This is a genomic window from Caballeronia sp. LZ024 (genome assembly GCF_031451455.1).
In the GTDB taxonomy this organism is placed as follows: domain Bacteria; phylum Pseudomonadota; class Gammaproteobacteria; order Burkholderiales; family Burkholderiaceae; genus Caballeronia; species Caballeronia telluris.
This window is the reverse complement of record NZ_JARUXL010000001.1, coordinates 1,181,719-1,204,935: the sequence shown is the minus strand read 5'-3', so window position 1 is coordinate 1,204,935 and position 23,217 is coordinate 1,181,719. Positions and strand designations below refer to the sequence as shown.

At 57.6% G+C, this 23,217-nt stretch carries 23 protein-coding genes and 1 pseudogene; 9 read left to right on the top strand and 15 right to left on the bottom strand.

All coding sequences use genetic code 11. The features are described 5' to 3' along the window. Positions 1-7: 7 nt before the first annotated feature. On the bottom strand, positions 8-1,471 hold the full coding sequence (locus tag QCE48_RS05395; protein ID WP_309785742.1) for a DNA polymerase Y family protein: 1,464 nt from the start codon (positions 1,469-1,471) through the stop codon (positions 8-10). Continuing rightward, entirely contained in the window at positions 1,395-2,108 is a 714-nt protein-coding gene (gene imuA, locus QCE48_RS05390; protein ID WP_309785743.1) for a translesion DNA synthesis-associated protein ImuA, read from the bottom strand. Before imuA ends, QCE48_RS05395 begins: the two co-directional genes overlap by 77 nt. Positions 2,109-2,197: 89 nt before the next feature. On the opposite strand from imuA, the gene QCE48_RS05385 reads away from it, so the two are divergent. The 4 genes from QCE48_RS05385 (at position 2,198) to QCE48_RS05370 (ending at position 4,541) form a co-directional block, all read left to right on the top strand. Beyond that, on the top strand, positions 2,198-2,479 hold the full coding sequence (locus tag QCE48_RS05385) for a hypothetical protein (protein WP_309785744.1): 282 nt from the start codon (positions 2,198-2,200) through the stop codon (positions 2,477-2,479). Positions 2,480-2,590: 111 nt separating this feature from the next. Next, complete coding sequence (locus QCE48_RS05380; RefSeq protein WP_309785745.1) at positions 2,591-2,935, top strand: hypothetical protein; 345 nt, start codon at positions 2,591-2,593, stop codon at positions 2,933-2,935. A 37-nt stretch (positions 2,936-2,972) separates the two neighbouring features. Continuing rightward, positions 2,973-3,929, top strand: coding sequence for an SOS response-associated peptidase family protein (locus QCE48_RS05375; RefSeq protein ID WP_309785746.1), 957 nt, complete (start codon positions 2,973-2,975; stop codon positions 3,927-3,929). Between the two features lie 108 nt (positions 3,930-4,037). Beyond that, a complete protein-coding gene (locus tag QCE48_RS05370) occupies positions 4,038-4,541 on the top strand; it encodes a hypothetical protein (RefSeq protein WP_309785747.1) in 504 nt (167 codons plus the stop codon). Between the two features lie 277 nt (positions 4,542-4,818). Here QCE48_RS05370 and arsB read toward each other — a convergent pair whose 3' ends face one another. Further along, a complete protein-coding gene (gene arsB / locus QCE48_RS05365) occupies positions 4,819-5,892 on the bottom strand; it encodes an ACR3 family arsenite efflux transporter (RefSeq protein ID WP_309785748.1) in 1,074 nt (357 codons plus the stop codon). A gap of 2 nt (positions 5,893-5,894) precedes the next feature. Further along, complete coding sequence (locus QCE48_RS05360) at positions 5,895-6,410, bottom strand: arsenate reductase ArsC (protein ID WP_309785749.1); 516 nt, start codon at positions 6,408-6,410, stop codon at positions 5,895-5,897. Between the two features lie 198 nt (positions 6,411-6,608). Here QCE48_RS05360 and QCE48_RS05355 point away from each other — a divergent pair, with 198 nt between their 5' ends. Further along, positions 6,609-6,950 (top strand): metalloregulator ArsR/SmtB family transcription factor, encoded by a 342-nt coding sequence (locus QCE48_RS05355; RefSeq protein ID WP_309785750.1) that lies wholly within the window; start codon positions 6,609-6,611, stop codon positions 6,948-6,950. Between the two features lie 112 nt (positions 6,951-7,062). Here QCE48_RS05355 and QCE48_RS05350 read toward each other — a convergent pair whose 3' ends face one another. From QCE48_RS05350 to arsH, 3 genes are read right to left on the bottom strand one after another with little or no spacing between them, the layout of a single operon-like run. Then, positions 7,063-7,536 (bottom strand): ArsI/CadI family heavy metal resistance metalloenzyme, encoded by a 474-nt coding sequence (locus QCE48_RS05350; protein ID WP_087633953.1) that lies wholly within the window; start codon positions 7,534-7,536, stop codon positions 7,063-7,065. Beyond that, positions 7,537-7,875, bottom strand: a complete 339-nt coding sequence (locus QCE48_RS05345; RefSeq protein ID WP_087633954.1) for a helix-turn-helix transcriptional regulator — start codon at positions 7,873-7,875, stop codon at positions 7,537-7,539. Positions 7,876-7,884: 9 nt separating this feature from the next. Further along, positions 7,885-8,661: an arsenical resistance protein ArsH gene (gene arsH, locus QCE48_RS05340; protein WP_309785752.1), complete on the bottom strand. Its 777-nt coding sequence runs from the start codon at positions 8,659-8,661 to the stop codon at positions 7,885-7,887. An 851-nt stretch (positions 8,662-9,512) separates the two neighbouring features. On the opposite strand from arsH, the pseudogene QCE48_RS05335 reads away from it, so the two are divergent. Together QCE48_RS05335 and arsN2 are read left to right on the top strand one after the other, a co-directional pair. Then, positions 9,513-10,774: pseudogene (locus tag QCE48_RS05335) on the top strand (MFS transporter). A gap of 35 nt (positions 10,775-10,809) precedes the next feature. After that, positions 10,810-11,241 carry an arsenic resistance N-acetyltransferase ArsN2 gene (gene arsN2, locus QCE48_RS05330; RefSeq protein ID WP_309785753.1) on the top strand — a complete coding sequence of 144 codons (432 nt, stop codon included), beginning with the start codon at positions 10,810-10,812 and terminating at the stop codon, positions 11,239-11,241. Between the two features lie 465 nt (positions 11,242-11,706). Here the strand turns inward: arsN2 and QCE48_RS05325 are convergent, their stop codons facing one another. The 3 genes from QCE48_RS05325 to QCE48_RS05315 all read right to left on the bottom strand — a co-directional run bounded on the left by QCE48_RS05325 (position 11,707) and on the right by QCE48_RS05315 (position 15,497). Beyond that, positions 11,707-12,831: a DUF3883 domain-containing protein gene (locus tag QCE48_RS05325; RefSeq protein WP_309785755.1), complete on the bottom strand. Its 1,125-nt coding sequence runs from the start codon at positions 12,829-12,831 to the stop codon at positions 11,707-11,709. A 26-nt stretch (positions 12,832-12,857) separates the two neighbouring features. After that, on the bottom strand, positions 12,858-14,075 hold the full coding sequence (locus QCE48_RS05320) for a hypothetical protein (RefSeq protein ID WP_309785756.1): 1,218 nt from the start codon (positions 14,073-14,075) through the stop codon (positions 12,858-12,860). 744 nt (positions 14,076-14,819) lie between these two features. Continuing rightward, positions 14,820-15,497: a uracil-DNA glycosylase gene (locus tag QCE48_RS05315; RefSeq protein WP_309785757.1), complete on the bottom strand. Its 678-nt coding sequence runs from the start codon at positions 15,495-15,497 to the stop codon at positions 14,820-14,822. 316 nt (positions 15,498-15,813) lie between these two features. On the opposite strand from QCE48_RS05315, the gene QCE48_RS05310 reads away from it, so the two are divergent. After that, entirely contained in the window at positions 15,814-16,158 is a 345-nt protein-coding gene (locus QCE48_RS05310) for a hypothetical protein (RefSeq protein WP_309785758.1), read from the top strand. A 186-nt stretch (positions 16,159-16,344) separates the two neighbouring features. Then, positions 16,345-16,767 (top strand): HU family DNA-binding protein, encoded by a 423-nt coding sequence (locus QCE48_RS05305; protein ID WP_309785759.1) that lies wholly within the window; start codon positions 16,345-16,347, stop codon positions 16,765-16,767. A 68-nt stretch (positions 16,768-16,835) separates the two neighbouring features. Here the strand turns inward: QCE48_RS05305 and QCE48_RS05300 are convergent, their stop codons facing one another. The 5 genes from QCE48_RS05300 to rmuC form a co-directional block, all read right to left on the bottom strand. Continuing rightward, entirely contained in the window at positions 16,836-17,831 is a 996-nt protein-coding gene (locus tag QCE48_RS05300) for a hypothetical protein (protein WP_309785760.1), read from the bottom strand. Positions 17,832-17,861: 30 nt separating this feature from the next. Then, positions 17,862-18,224 carry a helix-turn-helix transcriptional regulator gene (locus tag QCE48_RS05295; RefSeq protein WP_309785762.1) on the bottom strand — a complete coding sequence of 121 codons (363 nt, stop codon included), beginning with the start codon at positions 18,222-18,224 and terminating at the stop codon, positions 17,862-17,864. 351 nt (positions 18,225-18,575) lie between these two features. Further along, positions 18,576-20,162 (bottom strand): DnaJ domain-containing protein, encoded by a 1,587-nt coding sequence (locus QCE48_RS05290; protein WP_309785763.1) that lies wholly within the window; start codon positions 20,160-20,162, stop codon positions 18,576-18,578. A 95-nt stretch (positions 20,163-20,257) separates the two neighbouring features. Beyond that, positions 20,258-20,578, bottom strand: coding sequence for a DUF4236 domain-containing protein (locus tag QCE48_RS05285; RefSeq protein WP_309785764.1), 321 nt, complete (start codon positions 20,576-20,578; stop codon positions 20,258-20,260). A 140-nt stretch (positions 20,579-20,718) separates the two neighbouring features. Further along, entirely contained in the window at positions 20,719-23,154 is a 2,436-nt protein-coding gene (rmuC, locus tag QCE48_RS05280) for a DNA recombination protein RmuC (RefSeq protein ID WP_309785765.1), read from the bottom strand. Positions 23,155-23,217: the final 63 nt, after the last annotated feature.

The following is a 23,217-nucleotide window of genomic DNA, read 5'->3' as shown; positions in this document are numbered from 1 at the left end:
CACCTTGTTACCCGAAGAGGCCGTGGAGGAACCACCGTACTTCCTCCGTCTTCACGCTCGGGCGTTCGCGGTAAATCCAATAGCAGCTTTTGTCGGTTGCCTCCGCGACGTAATAATCGCGCGTGACTGCTTCGCCGTCATGCCAACCGGCCTCGATGCGCTCGCCAGTCGAAACTAGCTTGAGCGGCGAACCGTAGAACGGTCGATGGTTCTTCACCATGAGGCGAACGGGCTCGTCGAGCAACCAGGTCGGCCGCGGCAAACCCGCCGGCGGGACGGTCGGCTTCGCCTCGTCCTGCACCGGTACCCATCGATTCGCCTGTTCAGGCCTGTGGTCAGAGGTCGGCGCCGGCCGCAACACGTTCTCCGCACCAAGTCGCGCAACGAGGAGTTCAATGAGGCGATTGTGGTCTTCGGTAGACCCGCCAGGGTCGGGAAACAGCGAGTCGCTCGGCGGCTCGGCCGGTTCGACTTTGGAAGCCGTCAGTCGAACGGCAAGCACAGCAGCCGGCAGTTCGGTGCGTCCGAGCCGCTCCTTGAGCAGACGCACGAGGTGCTCTTCATGCCAGGTCGGCTCAGCAAGAGCGATTTCAAGAATGGTGGGCTCGACGGCTTGTCGGCCGCGTTCGTGCTCGAGGGATATGGTGGCGTGAGTCAGCGCGAGTTGCTGCGCGCTTAACCAACCGCAAAGCTGCACGATGAGGCGTCGGGCAGAGAAAAGCACGGCTTCGGCGTGTTCGACGCGGTCAGGCAGTTCAGTTCGGGCGCTGAAGGTTGGCGGTACCTCGAGCCACTGATAGAGCTCGGGCGAGAGGCCATAGGCACGGTCAAGAGAGTCAAGCAAATCCACACCGCACCTCTTCTTCAGCCCAGCACGCGGGAGGCGCCGGATGTCACTCAATGCTCGGCAACCGAGACCTTGAAACCAATCCGCGAACGCTCGGACCTCTTGCACGACCATGAAAGGAAGAGCATCGAGATTTCGTTCGAGCGAACGCATCTTCAGTACGCGGCATCGGCCTCGCTTGGCCAGCAGCCATGCGCCTTGCCCGGTTGGTGCAACGCTCATGCGGGCCGTCACGCCTATCGAGTTGACGACGCCTCGCAACTGCGAACAGATACAACGGACGCCGCCGAACAGACGCAGACTTGCGGTCACGTCCACGACGATGGTCTCTTCGTCGCAGACAGCAACCTGCGGCGAGAAGCGCAGTAAGCCGAAGGCGACCTCGCGCTGCACCTCCCGCTCGCGTTCAAGACTGCGGTCGTAGACCGCTGCGTCAGGCGACAGCGTCGTCACGCCGCCCCGCTTCATTCCGGGCAACACACCGGCTTCCCGCGCTACTGCGTCCATCACAATCACCTTGTCGCGCTCCAGCACGACGCACCCGTGCTCAGTCGGCGGTGACCACCGCGGACGGAATACCTCCAGCGAAAGCCGGGGCAGGAAGATGGCGACGAACACGGCCATAAGGGCTGAGCAAAATTGGTGACGGTTGCAGGGCGACGGACAATGTTTCGGTTCGTGTCGGGCCTCGTCGCTTTAAAACATCGACGACGAGGCCGCCGTCAGCCGGTCTGACTCCCAGTCGGAGAACCGCAGGCGAAGCATCTTGGGCACTGGCCAGTGGCCTGATAAGCACCAGTAGCGTTTCCGTCGCCTGAGCGGCGAGGTGAAGCCGTCGTAGCGCCTCAGCCCGGATGTGCTGTTGCCAGAACACGAGAGCGCCGCAGGTTTTGGCCTGAAGCACGCGCTCGGCGCACCAGAGCGCGTCCGCCGTCTTCGGCGCTCGCAGTCTCATCAACTGGCTCATCGGCAGCCCGAGATACGAAAACGCCAACGCGTTGGGAACGTGCGGAGCCTGGAGCAGCACCACTGGTCGCGGACTCAATTCCGAGAGCGCGGGCCTCAAAAGTCGCATCTCGCCAATCCCTGGTTGCTGGACGAGCAACTCCACCAGTGTTCCCAATGGCCAGCCCCCGCCAGGTAGCTCGGCGCTCAGGGCCGCATACCCGGTGTCGACGGTCTTGCCGTATGCACGGGCGAGCTGAGACCCGCGCCAGAGGCTCGGATGAATCGACTCGATGTGTTGGGGCAAGGCGGCCATTTCGAGAGATACTGTATGGATGTACAGTATCGTAACTCAAAAATCTGAAGCAGTGAATTGCCCCTTTTAGGTGGCTACTGGAGACGCGAATGGATATGCTTGTGCGAAAGCACCCGATGCCGGAGATTGCGGATTTTGTCGCAAAGCTGCGTGACGCATTCGGCGATGCGACCATTGACGAGGCTATCGCGCGCGGCAGGGCGGGAGAGCCGACCTTCTTCGCGCAGGAAAGCGGCCGAACGGTCGGCACGAGGTCGAACGACGATTTCAACCGCTGGGTCGCCGACGGTGGCGTGCGCAACCGGCATTATTGCAAGGGATGCGACGGCTCATGTGTTGGAACGAGTATGCGCTGCAGCCAGCGAAGGTGACTGGGCGGCTCCAAGCGGTTGATTCTCGCCGCCTCGTCCGCACCTCCATCGAAATGGAACGAAGCTTCGAACAATCAAGCGGAACGAGCAACCAGAACGAGCACCAGAACAATGGACAAACTGGATATTGACGAAATCCCGGGCGCACGTGCCGACCTGCTGTGTTTCCTGGTCGCGACCGTCGCTGCTTCTCATACACTCACATACGAGTGGCGGGTCGACCATCTTGTTGAGAGCTGTCGAATTTGGCTCGTGCGAAACGTTCTTTCGATGAACTGGCTCGACCGGGTACTTCTCGGACAGCTTGCGTTGAAGATTGCAAAGCGCGAGTTGAAAGACGCCGGCATCGCCGTTCGGCAGAGCGACGTGCAAGCTATCTTCACTGGCGAGATGACGCTGAACCACGGGAGTACCCTGGTTCAGAAGATGATGAAGTTGTGCAAGGAATCGCTCTGACCTGTCCATCCCCCGAATTGATGAACGGAGACATTGCATGTGCTACTCGGCGCAAATCCAGGCGGACTATCGCAAGTACGTGAAGACCTTCGGTGCGCACATGGACATCGAGGAATTTGCCCGCCTTTACTTCGAGAGAGCCGACGGCAGCAAAGTGAAGATTCCGAAGGCCGTCGACGACAGTTTCCGCGACCCACAGACCGACACTGAGCGGCAGATAAAGGCGTCCATCGACCGATTCAACGCGGAACAGGCGACGAAGCTCGAGCAAGAGCTTTTCAAACAACGCACTCGTCTCGCGGATGCCGAGCGTACGCTGCAATCGAAGGTGACCAAGGCCGCAACTGAAAGCAAGCGCATCGCGACGGACAAAATCGAAGCCTCGCTGCGTCGCCTTGAAGACATCAACCGAACGGAGCCACAACCACGCGACTCCCGGATTTTTCCAGGCACCTATGCACCCGTGCTCGTGATGGAGAACGGTAGGTATGTGGTAAGGCCGATGCGCTACCAGTGCCGAATCGCCGGGAAACCCGCGAACTACGATGTGAAGTACCCAGGCACCTACAATGCGCGAAGGGACAACCTTGAGGGCTTCTGGAAGCCCTGCTTCGGTTACACGCATGGCGTGATACTCGTTGATGTCTTCTACGAAAACGTCCGCAAGGCCAATATGGAAGGCACGTTGCTGGAAACACATCAGAAAGACGAGAACGTCGTCCTTGAGTTTCGCCCAAACAACGGCCAGTTGATGCACGTCGCTTGTCTGTGGTCGCGTTGGAGCGCGCCGGGCCAACCCGACTTGCTGTCATTCGCTGCCATCACCGATGAGCCGCCTCCGGAAGTTGAGGCTGCCGGCCACGACCGCTGCATCGTCCCAATCAAGTCTGAGAACATCGAGGCTTGGCTGAATCCGAGTGCGGGCTTGCATGCCTTATATGCGATTCTTGATGACAGAGACCGTCCTTACTACGAGCACCGGCTCGCAGCATAATCATTCACATTTGGCCGCAACAGCATCTGCTTGAGAGGCGCGTTTTTTTAAACATTGCCGCGTCGATTGAGCCTCGCGGCGAACAAGGAATTAGTGGGCTGATACTAGATGGACATTTTTTATCATTGGCAGAAACTTGAGCAGAACCTTAAGAATGGCGAGGTCGGCCATCTGGGCTCCAACAATTCGAAAATCGTGCAACTCGCGGAGCGGCTGCCAAAGCGCAGTTGGGTATTCAAAACGCCAAAGGGGATGAAAGGGTCTATCCAGTTAGTCGGTTCGCTGCTTGTCAGCGATGAAGCGCGTGTAGCCGTGGCTTCCGACTACCGTAATGTCATCTACTACGACCCGTTTTCGTCAGAGTCTGTGATGTTCACAGATTCGGGTACTCCAGAGCGTATCCAAGAAGTCTCTGCTTACTTTCAGTATCGATTTCACTCCGCGTTCAGTGCTAACTTCAGCGGCGACGCCGGCTTGCAAGCGATGGAATCAAACGTCGTACGCGGGCTTGAATCGATGGTCGTTGACCGGGGTCGGTGCCAGATGCTCGAGCGCGTAAAGGACGGCAAGAAGGTGCAGCCAATCAATCCATTTGCGAAGCTCTCCACTTGACATCATCCGCATCGGCCGACCAGTGCAAGTCAGCGGAACGTAGCGGGGTACAAACCAAGGTGAAAGAAGTGTTCATACGACATCGCCAAACCGGCTAAAAGGAAATTTCTAGGCCTAAACCGAGTAGGCAAGAGTCCCGGGGTTTCCGGACGCTCCGTAGGCCGACTCCAGCAGAAACGAATGACGAAGATGCCGACGAATTGCGATTGAGGCAATTGGCGAACCGAGCGAGGCGGCCTACCTCTCAAGAAGCCCCCGTTTGTTGCTAACGTCTCAACTATGTTTCGCGCTGGTACCAGCGCCGGGACGAGTTGACGACTTTCACGACCGCCAGCATCACAGGCACTTCGATGAGCACGCCAACGACAGTGGCTAGCGCCGCGCCGGACTTCAAACCGAACAGGCTGATGGCCGTCGCAACAGCGAGCTCGAAGAAGTTTGACGCGCCAATCAGGCAGGACGGTGCAGCAACGTCGTGCGAGACGCCCAGTTGTCGGTTCGCCAGGTAGGCGAGCGATGAGTTCACCACCACCTGAATCAGAATGGGCACGGCAAGCAGCAGAATGACAAGCGGCTGCGCAATGATTTGCTCGCCCTGGAAAGCGAAGAGCAACACCAAGGTCAGCAACAGCGCCGCGATGGAGAACGGGCCAATCTTCGACAGCGCTCGCTGGAAAGCCTGCTCGCCGTGTCGTAAGAGAGTCTTGCGGACAAGCTGCGCGATGATGACCGGGATAACGATATAGAGCACCACGGACGTGAGCAACGTATCCCAAGGGACCGTGATGTTCGAGATACCGAGAAGCAAACCCACGACCGGCGCAAACGCAAACACCATAATCAGGTCATTCAGCGCGACCTGCGACAGCGTGAAGTACGGGTCGCCCTTCGTCAGTTGACTCCAGACGAAGACCATCGCGGTGCAAGGCGCAGCTGCAAGCAGAATCAGGCCGGCGACGTAGCTGTCGAGCTGGTCAGCAGGTAGCAGCGACGCAAATGCGTGTCGCACGAAGACCCAAGCCAGGAAAGCCATCGTGAACGGCTTTACCGCCCAGTTGATGACCAGCGTCACGCCAATGCCCTTCAACTGCGAGCGAACCTTCCCGAGTGACGCGAAATCGATGCGTAACAGCATCGGGATAATCATCACCCAAATCAGAATCCCGACCGGGATGTTGACGTGGGCCAACTCGAGCGTCGACACGGTGTGCACAGCGCCGGGCAAGAGCTTGCCAAGCGCGATGCCAACCACAATACATAGCGCGACCCACAGCGACAGATAGCGCTCGAAAAATCCGATGCCGCCTGGCGCGCGCCGCGCCGCTTTCGCGACTGTTTGACTTCCCGCCATGGTTACTCGCCCTTCTCACGCAATGACGTGCCGATGCTCTGCATCTGCTGCTGGACAGCCAGCCGGTCGAGCTTTTCGAGCGGCAGATTTGTGAAGAGCTCTATGCGCTTCTTCATCTGCACGAAGGCTTGCAAGAATGCCTTGCGCTTTTCCTCGTCCGAGCCTTCTGCCTTCGACGGGTCAGCCACGCCCCAATGCGCCTTCGCAGGATGGCCCGGCCAAATGGGGCACACTTCACCCGCTGCATCGTCACAGACAGTGAAGATGAAGTCCATCTGCGGGGCACCGTCTTCAGCGAACTCATCCCAGCTCTTGCTGCGCACCCGTTCCGTGTCGATACCCTGCGAATTGAGCAGCGCGATTGCGTGAGGGTTCGGCGCGGTTCCCGGATGACTGCCCGCGCTGTAACCGACGAAGCGGTCACCGGCGAGCTGATTAAGCGCGGCCTCGGCAAGGATAGAGCGCGCCGAGTTGTGGGTGCAAAGGAATAAGACGTTGTACTTCCGGTTTTCTGTCACACACTTCTCCTGGCGACGCCTCGTCGCGATTGAGATTTAAATCGACATCTCCAATATAATGGAAACGTTCTGTTGCAGCAAGCGTGCGTGGGTGCAATGCGCGCTCGTCATAGACGTCCTTGGCGCCTTGGGCTGCCGTTTGGCCCGGCGGCCGCGCCGTCGCGTTAGAATCAGCGCATAACCTTGAGACAGAGCCTTATGAAGGAAAAAGACGCCATTAAAGCCTTGGCGGCGCTGGCACAGCCGACGCGCCTGGCTATTTTTCGGCTGCTCGTCACCGCCGGGCCGGAGGGTCTGAACGTCGGTGTCATCCAGGAGCACCTAGAACTGGCCAGTGCGACGCTCTCCTTCCATCTGAAGGAACTGACGCACTCGGGGCTGATAACGTCCCGTCAGGAAGGGCGCTTCGTGTACTACGGCCCCGAAATCGAGCACATGAACGACCTGGTTGGTTTCCTCACCGAGAACTGCTGCCAAGGCGTCGAGTCGGCTGCATGCAAGCCGGCAAAGAAAGTAAAGTGCAAGCCAGTGACCGCATGACAGTCACTTGATGCGCAAGACGGCGCGAAAGCGCTCTGCCGTGATGCGCATAAATGCCCAACTGCAACGGCCGCCTTGTAACTTCCGCGGCCGTTTGCGTGTCTACCGCCAATCAGCAGCAGCCGACCTTTTTCGCAATGGCGGCCGGAATCGAGCTAGCGGGGGCATGACAAGCCCCGCCCGATTCGGGAGCCGCTGACTCACGGCTGTCCGCTCCGAACATCGGGATGCCGCCGAGCGTGTGATACGTCTCCCACGGAACACCAGCGGGGTCCTGCGTCCAGTATTTGTTTGACGATGCGTAGCAGCACTGCGCGCCGGGCTGGTCCTGTACCGCGACGCTGCCGGCGACGACCTGCGCACGAAGGGCTGTCAGCTCATCGTCGCTATCGACCTGAAATCCAAGGTGATTGACACCGGCTTCACCACCGCGCGCCGAAATGGCGAAGTTCATCCGCGGGTCCTCTAGCATCCACTTCGCGTAATCGTCCTTGAGGACGGAAGGCTCCGCGCCGAACATACTGCTGTAGAAACGCACGCTTTCGTCGAGCTTCGGGACAACAACGTGCACGTGAAATCGCTTCATTTACGCCTCCGTTTCGTTGGTCCCGCAGCCGCATTGCTCTGCCTGTTCCGCCGCGCAACAGTTTTCCATCAGGAAATCGATGAGCGTCTGCATATGGTCGTAGCTGGCGCTGTAAATGATGAACCGGCCCTGACTCTTGCCCTCGATGAGCCCTGCGTGCGCTAGCTCCTTGAGGTGGAACGACAGCGTCGGGGCGGGCAACCCCATTTTTTCAGCAATGGCGCCTGGACTCATACCCGAGCGTCCCGCCGTAACCAGGAGGCGGAAGACTGCGAGGCGGGTCTCATGAGCGAGCGCTGCCAGCGCCTTGACTGCCAGTTTTGAATCGAGGGTAGCCATGACGTGCCTTTACTGGTTGCTCGTCTGCACTTCTTTCCGCGACTGGTCGGCGATTGCCTGGGAGGCCAGGTCGGTCGCTGGGTCCAGCGGGCGGTCTTCCTTCACGCGTTCGCTGTACCGGTCGACGAGATAATCGGCGCGGCCGCGAAGCAGCAGCGTGAACTTCACGAGTTCCTCCATGACGTCCACGAGGCGGTCGTGATACGACGATGGTTTCATCCGCCCGTTTTCTTCGAACTCTTCAAACGCCTTGGCCACCGACGACTGGTTGGGGATGGTGAACATGCGCATCCATCGTCCAAGCTGCCGCAACTGGTTAACCGAGTTAAACGACTGCGAACCGCCGCTGACCTGCATGACCGCCAGCGTGCGCCCCTGTGTTGGGCGGATGCCGCCACTGACGAGCGGCAGGTGGTCAATCTGTGTCTTTATCAGACCCGTGATGGTGCCGTGGCGCTCAGGGCTACACCACACGTGTCCTTCTGACCACAGCGACAACTCGAGCAACTCTTTTACTTTCGGATGGTTTTTCACGTCCGTATCGTCGGCATGCGGCAGACCGCGCGGGTCGAAAATCCGCGTTTGAGCGCCGAACGTCTGCAGCAGGCGCGCGGCTTCTTCGACCAGCAGCCGCGAATACGACCGTTCACGCAGCGAGCCGTAGAGCAACAAAATTCTCACCGGCGGCTGCCCGTCCATGCCGAGGCGTGCGGAAATTTCGGTGTCGAAAAATTCTGTTCTGGCGGCCGGGAAGCTGTGGTCGCCCTTGATTGCATCAACGGTCATCTCATTACCTTGCTATTTGACGTTTCTGACTGCACCCGACGTTCGCCGACCCCGCATTGCTGCCAGACGAGAAGCGAACATCATCGTTTCGTGGTTTGCATTCTATGACATTTCCGCTATTCTGGAAATATGAAATTTATGGGGCTGTCATGGACCGCGAAGACCTCTTGTCGACTGGACCTTCCTTTTCGGCAGCGGATGGGTGGCACTGCGGCTCGATGCAGGCGTTGGTCATGCTAAAGGCAGAGCGACCAGCGGCGAGCGACGCGGTACGGCGTTCCGACGGCCCGGCTGCGACACGGTCCTAGGGTGCGTCGCTTTCGACATACGTCGCGAAAGCGTTCGAGTTGCAGACCGGGTACGCGACGTCAGCGATTGCGCTGACGGGCGCGCTCGACGAGACGCTCGAGCGGGCGCGATTTCTCGGGACTGGCGGCTCGTCGGCTGCTGTCGTTGTCCTGGATGCGAAGTTCTTGAGCCGTTTTTGGCCGCCCTGTGACTGGATGACTCCGTTGCTGCGGACACGCAATAGGGTCGCCGACGAAGGGTCGACGTTTTTCGTTGCGTTGACCACCCACGAAAAGACAAGTGGCGTCGTCGGGGTGTTCGCACGCCTGAGAGAACGGCTCGTCGCGCTACGCGCACAGCGGTATTGCGAACACGAAGGAATCGGATTTCTCGGCGCCGTACGAACGGACCCGCAGATAGCTTGGCCGCGCAACGGTTGCCCTCCGCCAGAGCGGGTCGGCAGTACCATCGCCGACAGACTTGCTTCACGAAGGTTCTTTTGCTGCGACTGCTTTCGCATCGGCGCTGCCGACGTTTAACCGACTGACCCAACAAGAGAAAAAATGAGCACGACGTCGAATCAGGACGAGAGCGCACGCTACGAGACGGCGCCGACGGGCAGTCGCGACAGGCTGGTGACCTGGGCACTGGCGGTGGCTCAACTCGTGTCCTGGGGCTCGGTCTACTATTCCTTTTCGCTGCTGGTTGTGCCTATGGAACAGGCCATGGGCTGGAGCCGGACGGCGATGAACGCCGCGCTTTCGGTAGGGTTACTGATTTCAGGTTTTGCGGCCTATCCCATCGGGCGTTGGATTGACCATGGACTGCGGCGCCGGGTGATGGCCCTCGGCTCCCTCATCGCCGCGGCGATGCTACTGCTGTGGGCCGAGGCTCAATCGTTGACGATGTTGTTCGTCGTGTGGATTGGCCTTGGCGTTTCCATCGCCGCCACATTTTATGACCCGGTATTTGCGGTAGTGACCCACCGCTATCCGCAAAGCTTCCGCACGAAAATCACGGTTATCACATTGGTCGCTGGATTCGCCGCCACGGTTTTCATTCCGTTGACCCAGTTCCTCATTGACGCGGTCGGATGGCGCACGTCACTTGTTGTTCTCGCTGCACTAAACGTTCTCATCTGCCTTCCCGTTCACATGGCGGCAATCCGTTCATCGAGGGTTGACTTGGAAGCACGGCCGAGCAGCGGCGAGCTCAAGTTGGCGAATGATGCCGCCACGCGCCGCGCGCTTCGTTCGCCCGTTTTCTGGGCGCTCGCAGTCTGCTTCACTGCGTACTATGCGACGTTCGCGGCGCTTACATTTCATCTGGTGCCGCTCATGGTCGAGCGCGGCGTGTCCAACGCGGTGCTCGTGACAACCATGGCACTCATCGGACCAGCTCAGGTAGCCGCTCGAGCAATCTGGTTCGGATTCGGTCGAGGGGTGCATATCAGCACAGTCGGCATCATCATCGTCACGCTCTTCCCGGTCTCCACTCTTATCCTGATAGGCGCTGGTCATTCGGCCACGCTGCTATGGCTGTTTGCACTTTGCTACGGCGCCGCGAATGGCATGATGACAATCCTCCGCGGCACCATCGTCCAGGACCTGATGTGGACTGTGGGATATGGCGCGGTGAGCGGTATGCTTTCGTTTCCATCAAACGTCGCCAAGGGAATCGCTCCAATTGCCGCCGCCAGCATCTGGAGCTTCACGCATGGATACCTGGCAGTCGAGTGGAAGTGTTTTTCGTGTCGATACTGTCGGCGATTGCATTCTTTGTGGCTGTTCGGTTCAGCGGACGCATGGCAACTAGAACCGCCTAACTTCACGTCCGAGTTATTTAGGGACAACATCGACTATGAAGATACGTGCCGCACGAAGCGATGACATCGTTTCCATCAGAGCATTGCTCGCAGAGAACGAACTGCCTGTCGCCGATGTGGATGCAGCGCTTATCGTGGACTTCTTGGTAGCGGAAGACGCGCGCGGCAAGATTGTTGGCAGCGTTGGTCTTGAGTGTTTTGGTCGCTGCGCGTTGCTGCGGTCACTGGTGGTAGCGAACCATGCTCGCAATGCCGGACCGGGAGGTCGCCTGCTGGCTCACGCCGAAAACCTCGCGCGGGCTTCAGGCGTTAGCGAGCTTTGGTTGCTCACAACTGCTGTGGACTTACTCTCGCGAGCAGGCTACACAATTGTCGAGCGAGACATCGCGCCTGCGGATTTGCAGGCAAGTACGCAATTTTCGCAGTTGTGCCCGGCGAGCGCTGTTTGCTTCAAGAAGGCACTTTGACGTTTATCTCGAGGAAGCGAGGAGCGCTTGACGCCCCGCCTGGTAAGCGGCTGCCAACAGCGCCACCCGCTCTCCAGGCAAATCCGGGCGCCTGCACGACTTCGATTACTCTGTCAAAACGACGCGTAATTGGGCAACCAAGAACCGTCCTGGTTGATGAACCCGTACAACTCGCATCGCGTATCACCATACCTCGTTGTCAGGGAGTTGGTCGACGGCACGCAACAGCGCAGACGCGCGCTCCAGGAGTTCGAGTTCACCGTTTGAGAGGTCCAAGACCCCTTCTGTCCGCAAACGACCTATCTATTTGACCCCGTCGTGCTGTCGCAGGCGTAGAAGAAACACATAGCTACATAAGGCTGGGAGAATGAAAGAAACGGCGACTCCGATGTCGCCACGGCGCGAACCGGGGGATGTACGGGGACTACATGTCGAACCTGTGGCAATCCTCGAGCCCGTCATTCCTTACGTTGTTGCCTTCAGGCGCGCCCGAAAGTCGAGCGGCTCCAAATCGAGATTCGCTCCAAGCGGCCCTCGTAAAACAAAAAGCTTCGGCGCGACAGCGAAGTCGAAGACACGATAAAGGCAGAACGCATCCTCGGTTTCCTCCGAAAATTCGAGCTCATTTCGCGTAACGATGAACGGTGTCGCCGATGCACCGTTTGTCGTCTTAACCTCGACGAAACGAGCAATCTCCGACGTTTCGAAGGACAAGATGTCGTAGCCTGTCCCGTCGCCAAGACGGTCGGAAATCCAGTCTATCTTCGAGGCAAGGTCCGGGCGCGCAGCGTCAATCAGGCGCGTTTCTTCGAAACCCATTGTCCATGCTTCCCCGCCGCGACCGAGGGTTCGGTTGCGCTCCTCTCGGGCTGCATAGTCGAGCTTTTTTGGCAATCGCATGCGTTGGGCGGGGGACGGAAGCGTCTCAATCTTCGGCGGCTCGACCAGCACGCCACGAAACTGCTGCTCGCCCGGCGTGGTTCTTTCATCGAAATGCTCCATCACTTCCATGAGCGCCGTTCGATGAGTGTCGACGTATTGCATTACCGTCTGACGCAGCAACGACTGAAAGTTCGCCCGCGGTTTGTAGCCTTGAATGTAAGGCAGTGCTAGTTGCGAAAGTACCGCAGAAATATTTTGGTACTTGAGTTCGATAGAGGCTTTGCTACGCGCGGGCAATTTGATGCGCAGCTGCTCGTTACGTTCTGACTTGTTGTAGGCAATGCCTAGAGACTCAAGCTGAAGCATCTCAAAGTATGACTCTACCGTTTCAGCTACTTCGTCGGTCGTCCAATCTTGCCCGACACGAACAACTTCAAAGCCCAAGTCCAACAAAACGCGTTCGACTGTTGCTTCGCCGCCGGAGAAGTCGGCCGCGCGAAGCGGGCCCTCATCTGGAAAGGCATATCCGTGGGCGGCACCGACTATTGCCTTTGAATCGTAGAGCTTTCCAGTACCAGGGTCGCGTAACATGTACTCCCGTGATTTGCCGAACCCGTATTTTTCGAGAAAAGCAGTTCGACCGACACTGTCGAACTCTTGAATCGCAGCGTCAACGGCCGTGGGGGTCTGTAGCTTTTTGAAAGTCATGGAGGTGCCCTCCCGGCGAATAAACGTTAGGAACCGAGGCGCGGTCGGAGGGCGTTGACGGCCGAGTTAGCCATCATACGTAGCCACTCGAGTTGGGCGTCATCAGTGTTCACAGAGCCAGACGGCTTCCAATCAATCCGAAGCTCACCGACCACTCGGCCGTCTCCTTCGGAGGACGTGCCTACTTCGAACACAAGCTCGTGCCCAAGTTCCGCTTCTAACGCCGTTTGGTCCTCAAGCAAGCGCTGCAGCGTCTCGCGTCCTTCCTCGCCGACAAACTTGAGCATGAAGCCGGTGGCACGGTCGGCGGTCCGATATGCGACGAGACCGCTTACCGGGCCAGGGAGGTCTATCCGCACATAGTTGTTGCCACCATGTCGAGGGGGCGGCTGGTCCGGATGGTCAAAGCGGACCGACGAAATAAACAAGTCCCAAAGGGCGCGGTTCGCAAGGCGCATAATGCTGGAAGCCGAGTCGCGTTTTGAATTCGCCACGGGCGCTGTTGTGGCTAGCGAATCCGCAGACTCGAGGGTCAGAGGCGTCCCATTTGCACGCGTAACAACTCTGTGCGCTATGACCTCGGACTTGACTGGTACGCACGGCACGAGCAGGGTTCTTCCCTCGGCGTCCCGGTACAGCTGGATTTCAAGCAGTGCTAGAGAGGCCAGAAGACCATCTCGGGTGGCCAAAAGGCTACGAAGGGATTGCAGGTCACTGCGTATTCCGTCGCCGGCGATGGCGAGCAAGAAATTGCCAGTTCGCAAAGATTCGCTGACCGAGTCGACGAACCGAGCTTCGGACAGGTCCGGGTACATCGCGTGCACCGCTCGAAAAATCGGATTCTCGCCGGACATTCCGCGAGCTTGCTTCAACCTAGCTTCAAGGTCTGAGTAAGACCAGTCCGCCAGGAGCGAGGCATATTCGAAGAGCTGGGCGATGACTTCCCGCCGTGCTTCCGGGTTCCGCCAAAGCTTGCATTCGATAAGGACGAGCTTTCCTGTTGGCGAAACACCCAGCAAATCTAGGAAAACGTTCGACGCGCCATAGCGCAGAGGCAGTCCTCGGCATAGCGGGACAAAGTCCTCTCCGTGGCCGAACATCTCCGTCATAGGCACCAGTTTTGGGCTGATGAAAAGGCGCTCTTGCAGCCAGCGCTCATTGTGTCCTTCGGCACTTGAAAGGGACGTTCGCTCGAAGGCGGCGAACTTATCGGGTGTGGCCTTTTCACAGAGGTATGCGGTCATTTCAGCAAGTTTGAGTATGACTTTGTATTGCGCGACAGCGGCGATGCCGCCTCTTTGCGCGGCTAGCCTGTTACGCTCTCGTGCATCTGAACGATGTACCCTGCAGCGATAGCGCGGCCGACAGATGGAGGCGTGATAACGACCACTTCTGAGACATGCTTATCCACAGTCACCGGCGCGCTGTAGCCTGTCGGTTCCCACCGGCGCAGTGAAGTGCCGTCCCAAATGTGGACTTCCTGATTCCACCGGACCATCACGGCGGGAGGAAGGTCGGCAAGCCGTCGGAGCCACTCGCCATCGGTCCGGCGGTTTATCCGCTCCGCGTGGAGCAGCTTATCCATTTCGCCGATTGGCATATCGTGCGCGCATTCGTTCGCGCTTAACCAATGTCTTTTGAAAGCTGAATAGCTCGGATTTCGACACATGCCACACGGTCGATGTCCTGCCGCCAGGGCGGTTGCCTCGTCGAGAAAGAAGAGTTCCGTGTACCGTCCGGGTTGCATCAAAGGCTTTCGATTCCACCCTTTGTAGGACAGTTGACACGTGACCCAGGCTTTGACCTTCCAATCCCGTACTAAGAGGCGCTCTGAGTCGTGTAGTTCGCCGCGATTCCCAAGCCATCCGGCGGACGGACACGTCGGCGCAATATGGCCGTCTGGATTAACGCCGTTCGGAAGTGGCATATTTCTTTGATGAGAGGCGGTGGCCTATGCTTTTCTGTAGTGTGCCCAGGATACCAGCCCCTCATACTGAAGAGTCCGTGTCGAGCGATTTGGCGGCAACTCTCGAAGCTTCATCGAGAAACTGAGCCGCTTCTCGAAAAACGTTGAGGATGATTTCTCGATTACCAGGCCGATTGTTGACGAACAGCGGACTGGGATGCGGGCAGCTGAACAATGCCAAGTCAGGACGCAGCCGTGCAACCTGTGGCCGCGCCTTCTCTGCCTTCCTCCCCATAAACACGACAGCACGCAGCTTTGGCAACATTTGAATTAGCCGCGGTAAAGGCGCCAGTCCCGCCTCCAGGTCCTTGGCTGTCGCCGCACGAATACGCGCGCCATCGCCGATATACCACGGCACTGCGTTCCACAGCAAAGACTTAATGCGTGGAATGCAGGCATCGCGGTTCAATTCGAACATATTCTTTGCTGTCTCGTCAGGATTGTTCCGAGAGACGAAACTGGATGCAACGGCTCGAGCGCCCGGTGCTTCTAGCAGAAACAGAATTTCGGCCGCGACGCCTGCATCCCATGGGTCGAAGTTAGGAATGGCAGCGCCAGACCCTGCCTCAAGGCGGAGTTCTTCGACAAAGCCGGTGAGTGGCGCAATGTGCTGCTCGCGAAGCTGAGCGAGGCGTTGTGCCTTTGCGACCAAATCACCTAGCAGCTTAGGCCGGTCGACGATGTTACGGTCATTCTCCATTGCGTGTGTCCTCTAGATTGGGCCCATGGCGTTGTAAGCCATGTTCCCGTAACCTCATAACGGCAGAATCAAGAGAATCTTGAGCCGCCGAACCACGAGATACCCGCACACGTTGCTTAGCTTACTTGCAGATACGCCCAGAAAGATGGCCTACCGTCCACCTCCGGTTTCTCGTGTGACGGCATCGGTATAAACGGCTCCGCTATACACGGCTCATGAATGAGCAAGTTGACCTAATTTTATGGGCGCCCGGCGCCATCCAACCTTCAAGTTACACCTCCGGCGGCTTCTTCATATCCTGCTGACGGACGTTACGATGGACGTCGAGGTCGTCGCGCGCGAGCTCGGTCTTCCCGATGCGATGCACGCACGCCTGCGACGTACGCTCGACCGACTCAATTGCGTACAGGAGATTTTGGATGCAATGGCAGCCCACAACATGCCCGGCACCGAGGGACGTGACGTTGCAGCTGAAACCACTCTTCGGCTCGGTTGCCCAGATTCGAATGACGCGAGGCGCGGTCACGACGCGAAAATGATGCACGTCCGACTCGCGTTGGAAATGCTCGCAGCGAACTGGCCGCAAGACTACGCTGACGACGCCGTCGAGTGGTTCGTCTTCGACGAACAAGGTCAGCCCGAGGTTTACGCGAAAGAATGAGCAAACTTCCGTTGTAAATCCACCCATAGCTCGCGAAAACGCCTTATTTCAAGGGGTTTTCTTATTGCTAAACCCCTGAACCGTTGCTAGGCTAGCCCACAGCTTACGACGACGCATGTGCCAGGCTACCGTGCTCTGGGGTGCTTCGTCTTAAGCATCTCTCAATCTACGACGAAGAGGATGCACATGGCAACGAAGACCGCAAAACCTGCAGCCAAGCCGGTTGCAAACAAGACCGCAGCGAAGAAGGCAACAGCACCGGCGAAGAAGGCAGCAGCGGCCGGCGCAGCGTTCAAGCCGGTAAAGGACCAGTTCACGAAGGCGTCGCTCACCGCCCACGTGGCAACGCAGGCCGGTGTCGAGCCGAAGCAAGTGAAGGCAGTGTTGGCCGCTCTTGAAGACACGATTCTCGGTTCTGTTCACAAGAAAGGCTTGGGCGAATTCACGCTGTCGGGCCTACTGAAAATCAACGTTCAAAAGGTGGAAGCAAAGAAGCGGCGCTTCGGCAAGGACCCGTTCACGGGTGAGGAGCGCTGGTTTGATGCCAAGCCGGCGACGGTGCGGTTGAAGGTCCGTGCGCTCAAGAAGTTGAAGGACGCAGCGGCCTGAAAGCACTGTCTCACTGATTGGCCCGACCGCTGTGCGCGGCGGGCCAAAGAAGGCGGCCAACTTCCTCGTTAGAAGCTGCCTTCGCGTACCGCCTTGATTCCGTGCACCACCGGCGCCTTCGAAATCGGGGCGTTGTCGGGCAACGGATTCTCACCTTTCTTCACGCCAAGGGCTGCCACGCTATCGAGCCCTTCAAGCAGTGGCGATGCCGCGACCGCAGCTTTGTTCTCATCGTAGAGCTGATACCAGGGCAGACCCGCTTTCGCATAGTCATCGGCGGTCGGCACGTCGCTCGGCGGTTTCGTCCCAGTCACGGCCTCATACTGCTCAGAGTTCAACAGGTGCACGAAGCAGCGGGAGCTGTGCTGCTGGTCCCACTTGTCCAGGCCAAAATCGTCCTTGTAGATTTTCTGCCTCATCAGCCCGCCCGGGGCAAGTCCCATATCGAACGCGGGCACGCTTGACATCGAATACATGACGTCGGATTGCATCGACCGGCGCTCCAAGTACAAGTCTCGGTCCTTATAGAACTCCGCCTTCAGCGGCATGGCGATAATCTGCAGACCGCCATGCATTTCCTCCCCGGTGATTTGCTCTTCAGCAGTGTAGCCCGAGCCCAACGGCATCGCGAGGAACTGACGAACCACCCCTTGTCCGACATTGAAGCCATCGAGCCACGGCTGCTTCGGCATGCTGACATAGTCCTGCTCGACGCCGACAGTACGCTTTTGCAGCTCGGGCGCCCACGGTTGCCCTGAGACAGCATTCACTTTGCCCGCCGCAATCTTGACGGCGAACGGATATGTCGAAGAAAAGCTAATCCACATTGCCTCTGCTTGCGCCATGGGAAAGAAGACGCCGCCATGCTCGACCCAAGCCGCCGGGAGCTTATTTGCATAATCGTCAACGTGTGACAGCGGGAAGTTTCCGAGGCCAGGCGGAAGTGGATATTCGCGGTTATCGTCCGGAAGCCGAAGCGTGCGATGGAAGCTGACAATGAGGCTAGCGCGCGCGTGTACTTCGGGAAATCGAAAAACGAGTTCATGTTTATTCAGAGTAAGCATACGTTGGAGCTCCTCTAATTTTTGGTTGAACTACCACTGCCCGTCACGCACCTCCCGGACAAGCCTCAAAATCGCCTTGTCCGGTGCGTTGCGCAATTCCCTTATTAACTCCGCGAATAGCTTGGGCCGAGCGCCTACGGCCTGTTGCAACTCCGGCGACACGCGACCCGCAAGCAGCATCAGAGTGTCGAAGTCCTCGCCGAGAATCTCGGCGAGCTTTGCAATCATCACGTCACCCGGCTGAACCTTTCCAAGCTCAACTTTGGACAAGTGAGACGCTTCGATTCCGAGCTTTCGTGCAACACCCCTCAAAGAGAATTCCGGAACGCCATCCTGAATCCTCTCCGCTGCCAGAGCTTCTCGTCGACCTCGAATATATGTTCCGAAATCCATCCTTGTTGGCCGTTCAACGTTCCGTGTACTAATATTGACACATCTCGCTACTCAGATGCAACAGGAAACTGCGAGGGCTTCCCATAAAGACCAGTGGCCGGGCAGGAAGGAGCGCGTCGAGCGCAAGCCAATACTGATTCAACTATTTCTCAAACGCAAGGCGCATTCTGCAGACATCGCCGCGTCGCCCTCTGTCGGACTTTGGCGTAAATTCACGGTTAAGAAAATTGGCGAACATGGACGGGCTTTTAAGCAACGCATTCACCCCAACCATCTGTGTCGGCGTGGCGGACGCTGTAACGCCAGGCGCTCTACGGAGACGACCCCATGGTATGCCTGGATGCACAGCACTCAGGAACCTGCGTCATCGCGCCTGAAGACGTTGCCGTCAAACCGAAAGTAGTAGCGTCCCCTATTGGGGGCGAATTTGCCGCTTTCGTCCGTCTTGGTGCCTTCCTCATCAACCTGGAGCGACCAATATGGCCTTCCTCGTTCCTTAATCCATGAGAGCTTCGGCGCGTACACTCCACAAGTACCCAGATTATGCTTCCCCGCACAGCGAATTGAACGGGAGTTGTCTGTCCAGTAAGGCATCTCCAACACTTCGCGCATCCTAGACTCCTCGACCCTGAAATATCGAACGTGCGCTGAATCTATCCCTCCAACCGTTCGCGGGTCATGCAGAGACAAAAGCGTCTCGTCCGCAGAAATTGGAGTCTTCCCTATAGCTTGCCGCTTTAAAGGATACGTACCGTAACGGCCAAATTCACCTAGCCCGACGAAGTCAGTCTTAATTTCGATTTTGCCTTCGTTGTCCACAGTCATCGCAATAGCACTTATCAGCGGCTTACACTCCGCACACCGAAAAGGCACCCCGACCGGCGTCGTTGAGAACAAGAGAGCCCACCACAACGGCCCATCTTCGTTTCCTCCAAACTCACGCGCTCCAATGTATTTGACCGCCACATTCTTGACGTTCGGGACTCTACCAAGCCAAGCCTGGAACACCACATCACCTTCAAATTGGCGAGCGCTAACAGTGGTCGCGCCCTTTAGCCACAATGTCTTCTTTCGCTTTGACACGTCAGCCAATAGCTTTTCACCGAATTCATCTTGCTCTATTCCCCAGCGCTCTACCGCGAGTTGCGAGGGCGGAATGGCTCCCCCGTCCGCTGATAGCATCGGGGTGGCCGCACCGGGCCCATCAAACGGGTCTTCTATCGACTCTTCATTTTGAGCGTCCCGGGACGCTGCGTTGCTCGCGGACAGACCATCTGCCACTCGGACGGGCGATTCGGCATTGGAGGAGACCATGGCGCCACGCGCGCGTGGAGCTTGAGGTTGCAAATTCAACAAAATGCCGCCAATGAGCACGACAAGCCCTAGCGCCACTACCCCTGCAATTTTCCGCGATGTTTTTTGGTCAGCGGAAGTCGAGGTCTCGTCGCCGGACGGCGGTTCAGCAAAAGGTCTTGACGAACTACTTTCGGCCGTTCTCTTCGATTGTTGAGCGGTTTGACCGGCTACAATCTGAATCGCTTGTTCAGTAACAAATTGAGCGATGTTGAGGGCGCAGCCTTCTTCAACCAGCAACTTAATGATGAAGGCTCGGTCTCGGCCCTGACGTGCGAGTGTCACGGCTGCGTCCGTAAGCGTGCGAAGAAGCTTCAAAAACGCCTCGTCTTGAGTTTTATCTGCGGCCCCCTCCGACGCCTTAGCCTTCGCTTCAGCACGTTCCCCGTCGTAACGTGCGCGCCTCTCTGGGTCGCTAAGGAACTCGAACGCGAATTTGGCTTCCTTGAAGCGCTCTGCTGCATACTTCTCGTTACCCAGATTCCTGTCAGGGTGCCAGCGCATCGCTGCCTTACGGAACGCCGCTTTCAATACTTCCTGCGACGCTGACTCCGGAACGCCCAATACCTCGTAGAAGCTCGCCATCTTCTTCTCATCTCATTCGGGATTGTTTTCCCACGCCAGTCGAGCGGCGGGCTGGAAACTCGTGCCAAGGGTTAAGCAACTCTTTCCGTGGCCAACTATTGAACTTCGAAGCTACGGCTACGCGCCATTTCCTCCAAAGCAAATCTTCTGGTCCGCGTACCGGCATTGCAGAGAAACTCTGTCACGGCAGTTCCGCTCGCGGTACTTCCACTGCGCGCGAATTCTGAAGGAGCGGTCTTTCGCGAGTTGAGGTTTTTGGAGAAGCGAAGACCCGTCCCGGGGACGCTCACCGTTAATCGACCTCGTGTGTTGTAAGTGAAGCCCTTGCCACCGATTGATGTGCTCACCCCGCCCTTGCTCGGGTTTATGCGGATATCTGGCGCGATTTTTGTGCTTCTTCTGAATCCCCAGCCCATTGCTAATTCTCTTTTTTTTCAGGGTCGGCGCAGCATTCATAGTTCAGCGCTGGACTCCCATCTCTCAAAAACGCCCCCCGACTGGTTGAGCACTTCGTCCAATCCGTGGTCGAAGCGCGTCCACTATCCCACTCACTACGTCAGTCGCCCAAGTTGCTCATCGGGGCTTGATTGCTGTGACCGGCGGTAAGTCCAAGGCCTGAACTGGAGTCGATGAGCGCGCCACTGACGATGATGGCGTCGCCATCTTCGTTTGATGTTTCAACGAGCGCCGCCGGGAGCGCTTTCGATGGCTTAACACCCAGTTCGCGAAGCATCTCGGCCTGCCGAATCACATTGCCTTTCCCAGATACCAGCTTGCCGTGCGCAGCGTCGTATGCAGACTGAGCCTGTTTGAGGCGATTACCGAAGTTCTCAAAGTCACCGACGAAGCCGCAGAGCTTGTCATAAAGTTCCGCACCGCGACGCGCGATGTCCTGAGCGTTTCGATTTTGCGCTTCCTGCCTCCAAAGATGCGCCACCGTGCGGACGACGAACAGCAAAGTGGACGGGCTCACCAGCAGAACATTGCGATTCAGGGCTTCCATAAAAATGTCTTTGTCGTTCGTGATAGCCAGCATGAAAGCTGGCTCGATGGGCACGAATGCAAGAACAAAATCGAGCGACTTGCCGTAGAGCGCGTGGTATTGCTTGTCCGAAAGAGACTTAATATGGCCGCGAATCGATTCGACGTGCTGCCGAAGGCTGATAGAGCGCCGCTCATCAGATTCCGCCGACGAGTACGCCTCGTAGGCGACCAAGGATACCTTCGAATCGACCACAAGTTTTCGTTCTTCCGGTAGTAGAATCACGACGTCAGGCTGAGCGCGGCTCCCGTCTTCCCGTGTCTGGCTATCCTGTACGAGGTACTCATGTCCCTTCCGGAGGCCAGACGATTCGAGGACTCGTTCAAGAATTAGCTCGCCCCAGTTACCTTGAGTTTTCGAGGAGCCCTTGAGAGCCGAGGTCAGATTCTTCGCGTCTTCGCTCAGCGCCTGATTTAGCGCATGAAGTTGCTTGACCTGCTCCGCGAGAGCAGTCCGGTCCTTACCTTCCTGGATGTATACCTCTTCGACCTTGCCTTGGAACTCCCTCAACCGAGTCTTCAAAGGTTCCAGCAACTGGTCGAGGTTCGACTGGTTTTGCTCTGTGAACCGCTTGGATTTTTCCTCGAGAATCTCCGTGGCGAGAGTTTTGAACTGCGCACTCAATTCTTCCTTCGCCTGAGTGAGCAGATGAAGCTTTTCCTCAGCATGTTTTTGCTCAGCTTCGGCGCTTGTACGAAGCTCGGTTAGCTCTTCGGTCAGCCTTGCGACGTCAGCGTCGGCTGCGCGCCTAGCACCGTATTCAGATTCGTATTGTTTGCGCACCAACGCACAAGCTTCCTTCTCGGCCGAAAGTTCGGCCGAAAGCTGTCCGTTGGAACGACCACTCGTCTCTCTCAGCTCGCTGAACTGATTGCTGGTTTCCAACAGGCGAGCTTCGGCGCTTCCCAATTTTCTTACAAGGGTTGGGATTTGAGCGGCTTGTTCCTCAAGCGTCGCTTTCCGTTCGTTCGCCTCTTGCAGCTCTTGAAGCGCGACCTTATAGCGTCCCTCGACATCGCGGAGCTGCGCGGTCGCCTTTTCAAGACTGCCCGACGTTGATTCAGCCAACTGTCGCTGTTGAGCTTCGCTGGCCGACACTCGCCGGAGCTCTTCCAAAGTTTTCCGAACCTCCTCGGTTAAGTTACCGTTCGTAACTTCAAGCCCAGGGATACGGGCTACTTGCTCTTCGAGAGTGGCTCGTCGCTCGCTCGCGTCCTGCAACTCTTTGGACACAGACTTCAATCGCACTTCAACCTCATGACACTGTACGGTCGTCTTCTCAAGATTACTCGACGTTGATTGAGCCAGCTGTCGATGCTGCGCTTCACTGGCAGCCACGCGTCGAAGTTCTTCTGACGTCTTCCGGACCTGTTCGCTCAAGTCAGCATTTGCGGTCTCCAGTCCGGGAATCCGCGCTGCTTGTTCTTCCAGAGTCGCCGTTCGCTTGTTTGCTTCATTTAACGCGCTGTTGCTAAGGGATGCATCGCTGCTCAGCGCCCGAATCTCGGCCTCGAGTTCGCCTACCTTGCTATTGAGCGAGCTAACCAGTTGCCCCTTTTGGGCTTCGCTTGTTGCTAGGTTACGGAGTTCCTCTTCTCGCCCGTTAATTCTTTGATGCAATGCCTGCACTTCCGCTTCAAGGTTCGGAACGCGCAATGACCTCTCGGTCAGCCTCGCCTGCTCATCGCGACTCTGGTCAAGCTCGGCACGAAGTTCGCCGTACAGCTTGACCGATTGTTCGCGTCCGCCTTTCAATTCCGAGACCTCTTCAACTGCCGCTTTGAGCCGCTCGTCTTTCTGTGCGAATTCAACCTGCGATGCCACATAGGCCTGAGCAACGGCACTCTCAATCTGCAATCGGGTGCGCCCTCGCATCACAAGCCAGACCGCAACGGCACCCAACACCAAGCCGGCAACGAGAAATGCGCTGATGGCAATCGACAGATTCATTTTTCCCCCGGTACTCCGTTTGTTCTATGTTTGATTAGCGGGGAGCGCCGTTCGCTCCGCCGT